This window comes from Bacillus sp. 103mf (genome assembly GCF_900116295.1).
Lineage (GTDB): Bacteria > Bacillota > Bacilli > Bacillales > Bacillaceae_G > Bacillus_A > Bacillus_A bruguierae.
In genome coordinates this window covers 17,284-30,804 of record NZ_FPAF01000018.1, presented here as the reverse complement: position 1 = coordinate 30,804, position 13,521 = coordinate 17,284, and the positions used below count along the sequence as shown (strand labels likewise).

10 protein-coding genes are annotated in these 13,521 nt (G+C 36.9%); 4 read left to right on the top strand and 6 right to left on the bottom strand.

Annotated elements, in window-relative coordinates:
• The first annotated feature begins 154 nt into the window (after window positions 1–154).
• The 4 genes from BM350_RS23010 to BM350_RS22995 all read left to right on the top strand — a co-directional run bounded on the left by BM350_RS23010 (window position 155) and on the right by BM350_RS22995 (window position 6,320).
• Complete coding sequence (locus BM350_RS23010; RefSeq protein WP_090917462.1) at window positions 155–1,057, top strand: diacylglycerol kinase; 903 nt, start codon at window positions 155–157, stop codon at window positions 1,055–1,057.
• 475 nt (window positions 1,058–1,532) lie between these two features.
• On the top strand, window positions 1,533–2,894 hold the full coding sequence (gene gabT / locus BM350_RS23005) for a 4-aminobutyrate--2-oxoglutarate transaminase (RefSeq protein WP_090917464.1): 1,362 nt from the start codon (window positions 1,533–1,535) through the stop codon (window positions 2,892–2,894).
• A 245-nt stretch (window positions 2,895–3,139) separates the two neighbouring features.
• On the top strand, window positions 3,140–4,516 hold the full coding sequence (locus tag BM350_RS23000) for a sigma-54 interaction domain-containing protein (RefSeq protein WP_090917466.1): 1,377 nt from the start codon (window positions 3,140–3,142) through the stop codon (window positions 4,514–4,516).
• 361 nt (window positions 4,517–4,877) lie between these two features.
• On the top strand, window positions 4,878–6,320 hold the full coding sequence (locus tag BM350_RS22995; RefSeq protein WP_090917468.1) for an NAD-dependent succinate-semialdehyde dehydrogenase: 1,443 nt from the start codon (window positions 4,878–4,880) through the stop codon (window positions 6,318–6,320).
• A 93-nt stretch (window positions 6,321–6,413) separates the two neighbouring features.
• Here the strand turns inward: BM350_RS22995 and BM350_RS22990 are convergent, their stop codons facing one another.
• The 6 genes from BM350_RS22990 to BM350_RS22965 form a co-directional block, all read right to left on the bottom strand.
• Window positions 6,414–7,643, bottom strand: a complete 1,230-nt coding sequence (locus tag BM350_RS22990; protein WP_090917470.1) for an aminopeptidase — start codon at window positions 7,641–7,643, stop codon at window positions 6,414–6,416.
• Window positions 7,644–7,738: 95 nt separating this feature from the next.
• Window positions 7,739–8,830 carry a polysaccharide deacetylase family protein gene (locus tag BM350_RS22985; protein WP_090917472.1) on the bottom strand — a complete coding sequence of 364 codons (1,092 nt, stop codon included), beginning with the start codon at window positions 8,828–8,830 and terminating at the stop codon, window positions 7,739–7,741.
• A 134-nt stretch (window positions 8,831–8,964) separates the two neighbouring features.
• Window positions 8,965–10,071, bottom strand: a complete 1,107-nt coding sequence (locus BM350_RS22980; protein WP_090917501.1) for a polysaccharide deacetylase family protein — start codon at window positions 10,069–10,071, stop codon at window positions 8,965–8,967.
• A gap of 509 nt (window positions 10,072–10,580) precedes the next feature.
• Complete coding sequence (locus BM350_RS22975) at window positions 10,581–11,492, bottom strand: sigma factor regulator N-terminal domain-containing protein (protein ID WP_090917474.1); 912 nt, start codon at window positions 11,490–11,492, stop codon at window positions 10,581–10,583.
• A complete protein-coding gene (locus BM350_RS22970) occupies window positions 11,492–11,983 on the bottom strand; it encodes an RNA polymerase sigma factor (protein ID WP_090917476.1) in 492 nt (163 codons plus the stop codon). The genes BM350_RS22975 and BM350_RS22970 overlap by 1 nt, the downstream gene beginning before the upstream one ends.
• Before the next feature lie 320 nt (window positions 11,984–12,303).
• Complete coding sequence (locus BM350_RS22965; RefSeq protein ID WP_090917477.1) at window positions 12,304–13,500, bottom strand: NupC/NupG family nucleoside CNT transporter; 1,197 nt, start codon at window positions 13,498–13,500, stop codon at window positions 12,304–12,306.
• Between the last annotated feature and the right edge of the window lie 21 nt (window positions 13,501–13,521).

The following is a 13,521-nucleotide window of genomic DNA, read 5'->3' as shown; positions in this document are numbered from 1 at the left end:
GAAATAAATAGTTCCTTAATGTGAAAAATGAAGTTATAGGGCTTCGTGAGAGTGAAAAATGGAAGGAGGGTATGCATAGGAATGCTAAGTAAGTGCTTAGCGGCTATTCCTTTCCCTTTTTTGATGAATGAGGGTTTTCCTGTGCTAATGCTATATGAAACGAGCAAGAATTATTTATAATCCAACTTCTGGTCGTGAGTTGTTTAAGAAAAACTTACCGGAAGTACTGCGAAAATTAGAACAAGCAGGGTATGAAACGTCATGTCATGCAACAACAGGTCCTGGAGATGCAACTGTGGCAGCGAGGCAAGCGGCAGATCGTAAGTTTGACGTTGTTATTGCAGCAGGTGGCGACGGTACATTGAATGAAGTTGTGAATGGGTTAGTTGGAAATGAATATCGTCCAAAGTTTGGAATTATTCCAGTTGGAACAACAAATGACTTTGCTAGGGCGATTGGTGTACCTCGTACAATTGAAGAAGCTGTTGATATCATTTGTGCTGGTCAAACGGTACCTCTCGATCTTGGAAGAGCAAATGATACATACTTTATTAATATTGCAGGCGGTGGCCGCATAACTGAATTAACATATGAAGTGCCAAGTAAGTTGAAAACTGTACTTGGACAGCTTGCGTATTATTTAAAAGGTATTGAAATGTTACCATCCTTACATCCGACATATGTAGAAATTGAATATGATGGAAAATTACTGCAAGAAGAAATTACAATGTTTTTAATTACAAATACACGATCAGTCGGCGGCTTTGAAAAAGTAGCGCCGTATGCATCTATTAATGATGGTTTGTTTGATTTGTTAATATTAAAAAAAGGCTCGATTGCGGACTTAATTAAAGCAGCGACACAAGCGCAGCGCGGTGAGCATATCAATAATCCAAAAGTGTTATATACACAAGCAAATCGAATTAAAGTACATTCAACAGAAAAATTAATGATTAATTTAGACGGTGAATACGGCGGTGATGCACCGATGGAGTTTGAAAATGTGTATCATTGTTTGGAATTATTTGTTCCAGAACAACAAGAAGCTACCTTGTAAAAGGTAGTTTTTTTGTGAAGGATGGAAAATTACTAGTTATATAAATACAAATTGAAAAACCGATATAAAAAACCTTTCTTTTTTGGGTGGTCGAGAGCAACTGGCCAGGCATAGAAGCGGTCAGTGCCTTTTCCTGCCACGTGCCATGTTTAAAACAAAAAGAGAAAGCGAGAGTAGATCATGTTGTGTTTTGCATAGCAGTGATTTGAATGTTGGAAAATCAAAATGGGTTTATATATAAGTAAAAAAATTGACATAAAAACTGCCTTTTTTAGAGGGGCAAGAGCAACTGGCCAGGCGTAGCAGCGATTTATATAGAGAAATCTTTTAGATAAGTCCTTAAAGACTCGGTATGAGTCTTTAAGGACTTATTTTTGTATCAAGATGCACGGAAACATAAGAGAATCGTGCATTTGTAAGTTGGCACAAATTTTGCATTATAAAAAGCAAATGACTAAAAGAGGTGGAGAATATCATGAGAACAAATTTTGCTAAAGTTAATCAAAATATTCCGGGTTCAAAAGCAGCTTCATTATTTGAACGCCGTCAAAATATTGTACCAAGAGGAGTAAGCAATGGAATTCAAACATTTGTGCAATCGGCTCAAGGAGCACTTGTGACAGATGTGGATGGGAATCAGTTTATCGACTTTGCGGGGGCAATCGGTACAATTAACGTCGGACATTGTCACCCGGCCGTTACAGAAGCTCTTCATAAGCAAATCGATCAATATATCCATACAGGTTTTAACGTAATGATGTATGAGTCGTATATTGAATTGGCAGAAAAGCTAGCTGCATTAGCACCGGGTGAATTTGATAAGCAAGTTTTGTTTTTAAATAGCGGAGCTGAAGCGGTTGAAAATGCAGTGAAAATTGCTCGTAAGTATACGAAACGAACAGGGATTATAGCCTTTACAAAAGGGTTTCATGGCCGCACGTTAATGACGATGACAATGACAAGTAAAGTAAAGCCATATAAAAACGGATTTGGTCCATTTGCACCAGAAGTGTATAAAGCTCCATTCCCTTACGAATATCGTCGCCCAGCGGGATTAACAGAAGAACAATATGAAGATTTCATTATTGAAGAGTTTAAAAATTTTTTAATCACAGAAGTAGCACCAGAAAGTATTGCTGCTGTTGTGATGGAACCTGTACAAGGAGAAGGCGGCTTTATTGTCCCTGGTAAAAAGTTTGTGAAAGAAGTACACCGTTTATGTGCTGAACATGGTATTTTGTTCGTTGCTGATGAAATTCAAACAGGATTTGGCCGTACGGGGAAATACTTTGCGATTGACCATTACGATGTCGTACCGGATTTAATTACTGTATCGAAATCGCTAGGGGCAGGCGTGCCAATTAGCGGTGTAATTGGCCGGAAAGAAGTAATGAATGAGGCTGCACCTGGTGAACTAGGCGGAACGTATGCTGGAAGTCCATTAGGATGCAGTGCTGCATTAGCTGTTCTTGAAGTAATGGAGAAAGAAAATTTAAATGAAAGAGCTGTGCAGATTGGAAAAGTAGTGATGGATCGTTTTCATCAAATGGCTGGAAAATATGAATGCATTGGTGATGTTCGCGGATTAGGAGCGATGTGTGCCTTTGAATTAGTGAAAGACAAAATGACGAAAGAACCGAATAAAGAACTAGCTGCAAACCTTACTGCAGAAGCAAATAAAAGAGGTTTGCTGCTATTAACGGCAGGTACGTACGGAAATGTCGTTCGCGTACTAATGCCGCTTGTGATTACGGATGAGCAACTTGAAGAAGGGCTGATGATTTTAGAAGAGTCGCTGCAATCTTGTTATGGAAAAGTAGATAAAGCGCACGTGTAAGCTGTATATGTATTGGCGTAAAAACCTCCTTTTTTAGAGGGGTGAGAGCGACTGGCCGCGCATAGAAGCTGTATTAAATCTATATTTTAAAAACTTGTTTGCCACTGTTCCCATGCTCCCTGTTATATAATGATATGAAAGCATTATATAAATTGGACGTGTTTGCATATTATGCCTATTAAAAGGTAAACTCTGCGGTATTTCAAAACAGGGTTATGAAACTTTTAAATCAGGGAGTGACTGGGATGGTGGCGGAAAAGGAACGAGCGTTTATGGATTTAAAAGATGTATTTGAATACGCTTTTGATGAAATTTTTGTAACAGATGAGAAAGGGATTGTCGTTCGTGTAAACAGCATGTGTGAAAGACATTACCAGTTACCGGCGGAACAATTAATTGGTAAGAGTGTAAAAGAGCTGCAAAAGGAAGGGATTTTTTATCCGTCAGCAACTCTTGAAGTGATTGAAAAACAGAAGCCGATTGAACTTGTACAAACAACAAAATCGGGAGAATATTTACATGTTCGCACACGGCCAGTTTTTGATGATCAGGGCAATTTACGAAGGGTTATTAGCTACTCGCGTGATTTAACAGAGCTCTATCAATTGCGCCAAAAGGTAGAGACAATGACCGATCAATTAAAAACGTATAAAAAAGAATTACGAGAAACATATGAACATGAAGGACTTATTTTTAAAAGTGCAGCTATGGAGAGAATAGTTGAAACAATAAAAAAGGTATCTGTAGTCGATAGTACAGTTCTTGTTTTAGGAGAGACTGGAGTTGGAAAAAGTCGATTAGTACGCCATTTACATGAATTGAGTCATCGAAAAAATGAAATGTTTTATGAAATCAATTGCGCGGCTTTGCCAATGAATTTAATTGAATCCGAATTATTTGGATATGCAGGCGGTTCTTTTACAGGTGCGCATCGTGAAGGGAAAAAAGGGATTTTAGAACTGGCTCATAAAGGAACGCTCTTTTTAGATGAAATTGGAGAAATGCCTCTTGAAATTCAGGCGAAACTTTTACAAGTATTACAGGAAAAAACGTTTCGCTTGGTGGGGGGCAGAGAATTAAAAAAAGTAGACGTTCGCATTGTAGCTGCAACGAATAGAAATTTGCAAGAGATGGTGAAGCAGGGAACGTTTCGAAAAGATTTATACTATCGCCTTAATGTTATTCCAATTTATATTCCTCCTTTACGTGAGAGGCAGGAAGACATTTTACCGCTCGTTTATTATTACTTGCATCATTTTAACGAGAAGTATGGACGCAGTGTGACATTATCTCCGCATGTGTTGCATGCATTTTTAGAATATCCGTGGGAAGGAAATAACCGCGAAATAGAAAATGTAATGGAACGTGTTGTCATTACTGCAGATGAGCTTGTTACAATGGAGGATCTACCGTTATCTATGCAAAAGTCGACAATTGAGCAATCGGGGAAAAGTTTGTATGAAATGTTAGAAGATGTAGAGCGCAGTATTATTTTGAAGGCGTATAAAGTACACGGGTCAAGCTATAAAGTAGCGGAAGCGCTAAAAATTAGTCAGTCTGCAGCAACGAGAAAAATTAAAAAGTTTATTGAAGAGGAAGAAATGCCGATAAATATAAATTGATAAAACTGACATAAAAAACCTTTCTTTTTCTGGGTGGACGAGAGCGTCTGGCCATGCATGGTAGCGGTCAGTGCCCTTTTCTGCCACATGCCGGGTTTAAAACAAAGGGAGAAAGCGAGTGCGAGTCATGTAGTGTTCTGCATGGCTGCGATTTATATGTTGAAAAGTTCGCCATAAAAACCTTTCTTTTTTGGATGGACCATGCGTAGAAGCGGTCAGGGCTTGTTTCTGCCACATGCCAGGTAAAACAAAAGGAGAAAGCGAGTGCGGGTCATGTAGTGTTCTGCGTAGCTGCGAGCACCTTATTTTTTAGGTTACATAAAAAGGTATATCATAGTAAAGATAAAGGAGGACGAACAAATTGGATAAAAAAGCAATGTTAGAGAAGAAAGCGATGTACATAAATGGAGAGTGGATTCATTTGCATGAGCAAATTGAAATTAACAATCCTGCTACACAAGAAGTGTTTGCTACTGTTCCAAAAGGCGGGGTAACGGAGGCGAAGCAAGCAGTTGATGCTGCACATGAAGCATTTAAGGCTTGGTCGAAGTTAACAGCAGCAGAGCGTGCGAACAAATTGAAAAAGTGGTTTACATTAATTGATGAGCAGAAAGAAGAAATCGCAGCTATTATGACAAAGGAACAAGGAAAACCGTTCCCGGAAGCACTTGGTGAAGTAAACTATGCAAATAGTTTTGTAGAATGGTATGCGGAAGAAGGAAAGCGTGTATATGGCGAAATGATTCCTGCTTCTCACCCTAATAAGCGAATCCTTGTATCGAAACAACCTGTTGGTGTCATCGCAGCAATTACGCCGTGGAACTTCCCAGCAGCTATGATTACAAGAAAAGTAGCACCTGCATTAGCAGCTGGTTGTACGGCAGTTGTGAAACCAGCAAGCCAGACGCCATTAACAGCATTAAAACTAGCTGAGCTAGCGCATGAAGCAGACATTCCAAAAGGTGTTTTAAATATTGTAACAGGCAGCGCGAAAGCAATTGCTGATACATGGATGAATGATGGACGTGTGAGAAAGGTATCCTTTACGGGATCAACGGAAATTGGTAAAGAGTTAATGCGCGGTGCTGCAGAAACAGTGAAAAAAGTTTCTCTAGAATTAGGTGGCCATGCACCGTTTATTGTGATGAATGATGCGGATTTAGATAAAGCTGCAGAAGCAGTAATCGGTTCGAAATTCCGTAATGCTGGTCAAACTTGCATTTGTACGAATCGAGTATTTGTTCAAGAAGATGTATATGAAAAATTCATAGAGAAGTTCCAAAAAGCTGTAGAAGAATTAAAGGTAGGTGACGGTTTTGCAGAAGGTACAACTGTCGGACCGCTTATTGATGGGTCAGCTGTTGAAAAAGTGCAAGAACATATAGAAGATGCAATTCAAAAGGGTGGAAAGGTACTGAACGGAGGACAAAAGATTGAAGAATTAAATGGTCACTTTGTTCAGCCAACTGTAATCGGTGAAGCGAATGATGAGATGTTATGTATGACAGAAGAAACATTTGGGCCGGTTGCACCTGTTGCGAAATTTAAAACAGCTGAAGAAGTAATTGAGCGTGCGAATAACACACCGTATGGCTTAGCAGCATATGTCTTTACAACAAATATTAGCCAAGCGTTTCAAATTAGTGAAGCATTGGAATATGGAATTATTGGTTTAAATGACGGTCTTCCATCGGTTGCACAAGCGCCATTTGGTGGATTTAAAGAAAGTGGTATCGGCCGTGAAGGTGGTCACTTTGGAATTGAAGAGTATTTAGAAATTAAATATATTTCATTAGGACTATAAAAAAATCGCATCAACGAAACCGTTGATGCGATTTTTTATTCTTATCCCGCATTAACGGGCAGTAAGCTCCCCACTGATGGAAGTTTCACTTTATTAAAACGCCCAATTCCCTTTACGGAAGATTGGTTCATGTGTACCATCTGCTGTAATGCCATCAATATCTAGTTCCGCGGAACCAATCATAAAGTCTTCATGTGTAATACTAGAGTTTGCACCGTTTTCTGCAAGTTCTTCTTTTGACATTGTTTTACCACCGTCTAAGTTGAAAGCATAAGCATTACCGATTGCTAAATGGCAAGAGGCATTTTCATCAAACAATGTATTGTAGAATAAAATATTTGTATTAGAAATAGGTGAATCGTGCGGTACTAATGCAAGTTCTCCTAAGAAGTGAGAACCTTCATCTGCTTCAATTAAATGTTTTAATGTTTCTTCCCCAACTTCAGCTTTACAGTCTACAATGCGCCCATTTTCAAATGTAAGCGTAAAGTTATCAATAATATTTCCGGCATACACTAATGGCTTCGTACTTGTTACATAGCCATTTACGCCCGTTTTTAATGGCATTGTAAATACTTCTTCAGTTGGAATGTTTGCCATGAATGGTACATTTTTTTCGTTAACGCTGCCAGCACCTACCCATAAATGTTTTTCAGGAAGTTCGATTGTTAAATTCGTTCCTGGTCCTTTGTAGGATAGCGCTCTATAGTGTTTATCGTTTAAATAGTGTACTTTTGTATGCAAGTTCGCATTATGTTCATCCCATGCTTGAACAGGGTTTTCTAAATCAGCACGAGTAGCTTGGAAAATCGCATCCCATAATTTTGCTACTTGTTCTTCTTTCGGTACATCTGGGAACACTTTTGCTGCCCATTCCACTGTTGGAACAGAAATAACACACCAGCTTACTTTATCAGCTTGCATATATTCGCGAACTGTTTTCATCGCTTCCCCAGCTGCTCGATTTGCGCTCGCAATACGCTTTGGATCCACACCTTTTAATAAATCTGGATTTTCTGCGTAAATAGACATAAATGCTGCGCCTTCTTTTGCTAGTTCTTCACGTGCACGCGCTTTCCAAGCAGGGAATTCAGAAAAGGCTTCTTCTGGTGCTAAGTCGTATTTTAGGCGTGTTAAATGTTCGTCAATCCAATCGACATATACATGTTTTGCACCGGATTCATAAGCTTTTTTTGTAACAAGACGAACGAACGGGGCAGCTTCAATTGGTGCACCAATATTTAATGTTTGTCCCGGTTGAATATTTACTCCGACATTTACGGCTAGTGCAGCATATTTTTCTAATGTTTGTTCAAATGACATATGTATTCTCCTTTGTTTCAATATTTATTATATACATAATACAGGAAAATTCTGAAATTATAAATAGAACCCAATTGTAATCGGGTTCTATTTTCTTATTTAATTGCTAACGCAAACTGTTCTACAGTCGTGTTGTTATGAATACGGACACGTTTCATACGTAATAACTCATCTTGTTCACCTTTTGTAATAAATTGTCCAGGTTTCGTTGTTGTCGCAAATTGATAGTATTTTTTCGTTTCTGCAACAACTTGATCATTTACATGGCCAAATGGATAAGCAATAGCAATAACGGGTTTTCCAGTAATTTTTTCGAGTTTCTCCTTTGAACCTTTTAGCTCTTCTTCATAGTTTGTGATTTTTGGTAAATCCGCATGTGTTGCTGTATGAGATTGAACAGAGAAGATTCCGGAATTCACCATTTCTTTTATATCAGCTGTAGATAGAGAACCATCTGTATCGATGGAATTGGTAATCATATATTCTGTTGCAGTTGGTCTGAATTTGTCATCTTTAAGCTTTTGTAAAATATGAAAAGCGTTTAGATTATTTTTCATACCATCGTCAAATGTAACGAAAATTGGTTTGTTCACTTTGTTAATGTCGTTCCAACGTTCAAAGGTTAAAAGTGTATAGCCATTATCTTTTAAATACTTCATTTGCGCTTCAAAGTTGGCAGGGGAGACGAAAAGGTCTTTAATACCGTCGCCTGCTTTATAATCATCAATCGCATGGTACATTAGAATCGGTACATGCTGCTGAAAGACAATTGCTCCTTTTGTAAGTGGAACTATTTTTCCATCTTCTTTTACACCATTTGCTTCAATTTGATATTCTCCGCGCTTTCCTTCAAATTCTTTCAGATCGAACGGTAAAGAAAAATGATTTGTTTTTTCTTTAGAAGAAAATGTTTTTACACTTTCTTTTCCGTCAGCAGTGCGCCAAATTTTATATTGCACCTCTGTAAGGGGATCTTTTACATCTTTTGTATAGATAACAGTATTTGTTGATTCGTGTGTAATTGGATTCGATGAAATAGCCCCTTGAGACTGCACTTTCGCCTCTGTTTTCTTAGCGGTTTGCTGCTTGGAAGCTGCTGCTTCTTTTTTCGGTTCTGTTTGCGTCGAATTACTACAACCAGCGATGAACAGAGTAGAGAGTAGTATAGTAGAAATATATTTTTTCATAGTATAAGCATCCTTTAATCAAAGTATAAGAAGAGGCTGCTTTATTCATAAAAACAGCCTTACAATATATAAATCCATTTTCATTTTTCCACATAGCAGTCGCTATTATGCGGCAGGAATTTGTATTTATATTATTAATTGCGCTCTCTTACCAATGCCGTAAATTCACCCATTGTTGTTTTAGGTCCAACAAAATGGCGTTTAATTAAATATTGCTCGTTCGGTAAACCTTTTGTCAGATGATTGCCATGATCTGTTGTTACTGCAAATTCGTAATATTTTTTTGTTTCTGCAACAGCTTGATCGTTATAAGAACCTACTGGATACGCAAGAGCAATGATTTTCTGACCAGTAAGACTTTGAATTTTCTCCTTTGAAACTCGTAATTCTTCATCGTAATTGTTTGAAAAAGCCATCATCGCATGAGTAGATGTATGCGATTGGATAGAGAAAATACCAGAATCGACCATCTGTTTAATTTCATCTTTTGAAAGACGATTTGGTGCATCAATATCATTGGCAACGATAAACTCTGTTGCTGCTGGGTGAAATTTGTCATCTTTTAAACCTTGTAAAATTTTAAGGGCATTCATATTATTTTTTCGGCCGTCGTCTAACGTTATAAAGATAGGTTTATTAACACGATTTATATCACCCCAACGTTCAAAAGTCAGCAGCGTATACCCATTATCTTTTAAATATTTCATATGTAATTCGAACTGTTCTGGTGGTACATACAAACCTAACTCACCGTCACCGGGTCCTGAGTATTTTTCAATTGCATGATACATTAGAATTGGTACAGATTGTTGGAATGTAATTGTAGATTTAGCAAGAGGTACTTGTGTGCCATCTTCTTTTAATCCTGTTGTTTCAATTTGATATTCCCCGCGTTTCAAATTGAAAGCTTTTAAGTGGAATGGGAAAGCAAAGTTACGTTCTTTTTCATGTGATGAAAATGTTTGTTTGCTTTCAGGGCCATCAGCAGTGCGCCAAACGTGGTATTGTACTTCTTTAAACGCATCTTTTAAATTGTTCATATAGAGCACTGTGTTTTTTGCATCAGGTGCAAAAGGCTCCCATGTTATATTCCCTTGTGCTAAGGGAACGTCGACTGTTTTCGCTTCAACTTTTTTCTTCTCGGTAGCTGCTTCTTTTTTCTGTTTATCACTAGTTACGCTAGCGTTGCAGCCTACGAGAATAGTAGAAGAAAGTAAAGCCAATAGTGCGTATTTCTTCATCATATCCATCCTTCTATTGTGTATTATATCCTTGTTAATCATATCACTCTCGAATGGAGAGGGGAATATCCTTTTTTGGATAATTACGACAAGGCTGCTGGATTTTTATAACTTATCAGGAAGATGTATATATATTAGAAAAAACGATATAAAAACCCTTTTCTTTTAAGGGAGGACGAGAGCATCTGGCCGCGCATAGAAACGGTCAGTGCCGTTTCCTGCCACATGCAAGGTTTAAAACAAAGGGAGCAAGTGAACTATTCTGCATAGCAGCGACTTATATGTCGAAAAATTAAAATAGATTTATATATAAGGTTTGTAAAGAAAATAAAAAAATAATAAGGCTCTTTAAAAGATAAAATAGTTGTTTAAAAATAGAGTATGGAATTGGATTTGCATACCGTATGTTTTTTGTCCTCTATAATAAAAATAGAAATATTTCGATATTTGTTAAATTAACAAAATGATTGATAAGCAAGAGACCAAATGTTCATCTGGTCTCTTGCTTATTATTTCTTCGGCTTAATATAAGGGACGATTTGTGCAGTAGCCCCTACAGAAGCACCACGAATAAAATCTTGATTTTCTAAGGCTTTAAAATTTTTGGTTTGACCAGTCAGCATTATCCCTAAAATTTTCACCTCATCAAACTGTTTATGTTTATTTGATTTTAAAAACTTCTGGATTGTTTCGTCACTACCATCTGTATCATATTTTTTAAGTGCATCAATAAAGCTATCGTATGCCTTTTTCGGTGAATCAGATGGATCAAATCCATAAACAGGCATACCCATAGGTCCTTTGCTTTCATCTACAATTTTTGATGTCATATACAACCATACGATGTTTAAATTATCAGGAATTTTTGTTTGAATTTCTTGTAATGTATAAGGCTGATCGAAAGAAATCGCAACTTCCGCAACGTGATTGTCCATTTGTGAAATTTCACCTAGTTCATTTTGTACACCATCATAGTACTTTTTAATAGATGGGTGATAAAATGTCGCAACTTTCTTCTTTGTTTGTTTATCATACTCATAGAACTCCGTATCAGACCAATAAAACCCTGGTATTAACTCGTTGTGATCAATATTAACACGAAGCCAATCATACGAACTTGTAAGTGTGCTCCATTGTACTAAATAACCATTAATATTTTTAGAACGATTCGTCACAATATTACCTCCAAACATAGAGGTATTACTCGTAACTTGAGAATTGATTTGAATATTAGGTTCAGCAATTGCATTATGTAAAAAGAGCTGCTCGTGAAGTCTTGTAGAACTTTTCGCTGCAAAGTAATTGCCAGTTTTATAAAGGATTGGTAATAGAAGAAGTACAACGATAATTGAAATAATGACGATTTTTAATAATTGTTTTCGTTTAGCTTTTTTTAAAGCATCTTTTAAAGAAGTGTCCACTAATGTTTTCCTCCTATTTTTGAGTGAATAAATTTACGCGCACGATATAAATTTTGTTTTACACTGTTTACTTTGATGCCCAAAATAGTCGCAATTTCTTCATATGAAAAATCATAGTAATACTTTAAAAAGAAAGCTTCTTTGTATTCTTTTTTGATGTCTTTTAATAAATAGAAAATTTCATCCTTATTTAAAATGGCATCAAATTCGCGGTCTGTATATTGTAGCTTTGCATAAATTTCCTCAGTTAAGTAGATGTTCTGCTGTTCCTTTTTTCTTTTTAAGTCAATATATTCATTGAGTGCGACTCTAAAAAACCACGGACGTATATTGCTTTCAGTTAGATCATCCAACAGTGTGTACACTTTGTAAAAAGTATTTTGAATTATATCTTCAGCATCTTCTTTTTTGGCTCCTTTCGCTAGTAATAGATTGAATACTTCCTCTCCTAAACTGATAAGATAGGAGGCGAGTATATCTTCTTTCTTCATCATTTGTCCTCCCTATACTTATACAACGAATAAATAATAATAAATGTATACACTTAAATGAATCAATTATATTGAAAAACCGACATAAAAACTCTCTTTCTTTTTAGGGGAGGACGAGAGCATCTGGCCGTGTATAGAAACGGTCAGGGACTTTTTCTGCCACGTGCAACGTTTAAAACCAAAAGTAGTAAGCGAGTAGCAGTCATGGTGTGTTTTGCATAGTAGTGAGTTGTATGTTGAAAGAATGAAACTATATATATGTTTTGTGAAGAAAATAAAAAATAGCTTCCTATTTTAAAAATAGGAAGCTATCTATATAGTTAAATGAATAATCCTGCGATTGTCGCAGATAAAATAGAGGCTAATGTTGAAGCGCAAAGGAGTTTCCATCCAAAACGTGATACAACGCTCCCTTGTTTTTCAGATAGAGCACGAATTGTACCAACGATTGCGCCGATTTGGCTAATGCTTGCGAAGCTAATTAAGAATACTGTAACAATCCCAACTGTGCGCGGGGATAATGTTGTCATGATTTTCTTTAAATCGAGAATCGCAACGAATTCGTTTAATGCAATCTTCGTTCCCATAATACCACCAGCAGAAATAACATCGTGTGCTGGAATTCCCATTAAGAAAGCAAATGGTGAAAGAATGTAACCGAAGATTTGTTGTAATGTAATTTTATGACCAATTGCACCTGAAGCGGAAGAGATTACGAAGTTTACAACTTCCATTACACCGATAAAAGCAATCATTAATGCCGCAACAATTCCGGCTACTTTTAAACCGTCTAATGCACCGTTAATCATTGCATCGATTAAGCTGTTACCAAACATATTTTTATCGAACTTTTGGAGCTTTTCATCCTCTTGTGCCGTATCAACTGGTGTTAATAATGAACAAACGATAAGACTGGAGAATAAGTTTAGCGGCAAGGCTACTAATACGTATTTTGTATCTAACATCATCACATAAGATGCTGTGACAGAAGCTGATACAGAGCTCATTGCCGAGCAGCAAATGATAAACATACGGTTTGCATTAAAATGCTGCAGGTCATTTTTAATAACAAGTAATGCTTCACTTGATCCAAAGAAGACTGAGTTTACAGCGTGGAACGATTCCACACGCGGCAAACCTGTAATTTTTGAAATCGCACCGCCAGCAACGCGAACGATAAAAGGCAAAATGCCAAGATAACTAAAAATAGAAAGTAGTGCAGAGAAAAAGACAATAATTAATAATACATTAAAGAAAAAGACAAAATCTTTATGAATGCCGTTAAATAAAAAGTCTACACCTGTCGTACCAAGTTTAATTAATTTATTGAAGACTTGACCGATAAAAACAATAATTTGCTGACCAATCTTTGTTCCAAATACAAACCAACCAATTAAAATTTGGAAAACAAGCATAATAATAATAGCGCGGAAATTCACTTTTGCTCTGTTGGTAGAGAAAGCAAAACAAATTCCTAATACGGCAAGAATGCCGATAATACTCATTACATAGTGCACAAAATTTTCTCCTTTCAGATG

What these genes read in the sequence shown, in the direction of transcription:
- BM350_RS23010 (WP_090917462.1), top strand. Translation starts at nt 155, where the DNA reads ATGAAACGAGCAAGAATTATTTATAATCCAACTTCTGGTCGTGAGTTG.
- gabT (WP_090917464.1), top strand. Translation starts at nt 1,533, where the DNA reads ATGAGAACAAATTTTGCTAAAGTTAATCAAAATATTCCGGGTTCAAAA.
- BM350_RS23000 (WP_090917466.1), top strand. Translation starts at nt 3,140, where the DNA reads ATGGTGGCGGAAAAGGAACGAGCGTTTATGGATTTAAAAGATGTATTT.
- BM350_RS22990 (WP_090917470.1), bottom strand. Translation starts at nt 7,643, where the DNA reads ATGTCATTTGAACAAACATTAGAAAAATATGCTGCACTAGCCGTAAAT.
- BM350_RS22985 (WP_090917472.1), bottom strand. Translation starts at nt 8,830, where the DNA reads ATGAAAAAATATATTTCTACTATACTACTCTCTACTCTGTTCATCGCT.
- BM350_RS22980 (WP_090917501.1), bottom strand. Translation starts at nt 10,071, where the DNA reads ATGAAGAAATACGCACTATTGGCTTTACTTTCTTCTACTATTCTCGTA.
- BM350_RS22970 (WP_090917476.1), bottom strand. Translation starts at nt 11,983, where the DNA reads ATGAAGAAAGAAGATATACTCGCCTCCTATCTTATCAGTTTAGGAGAG.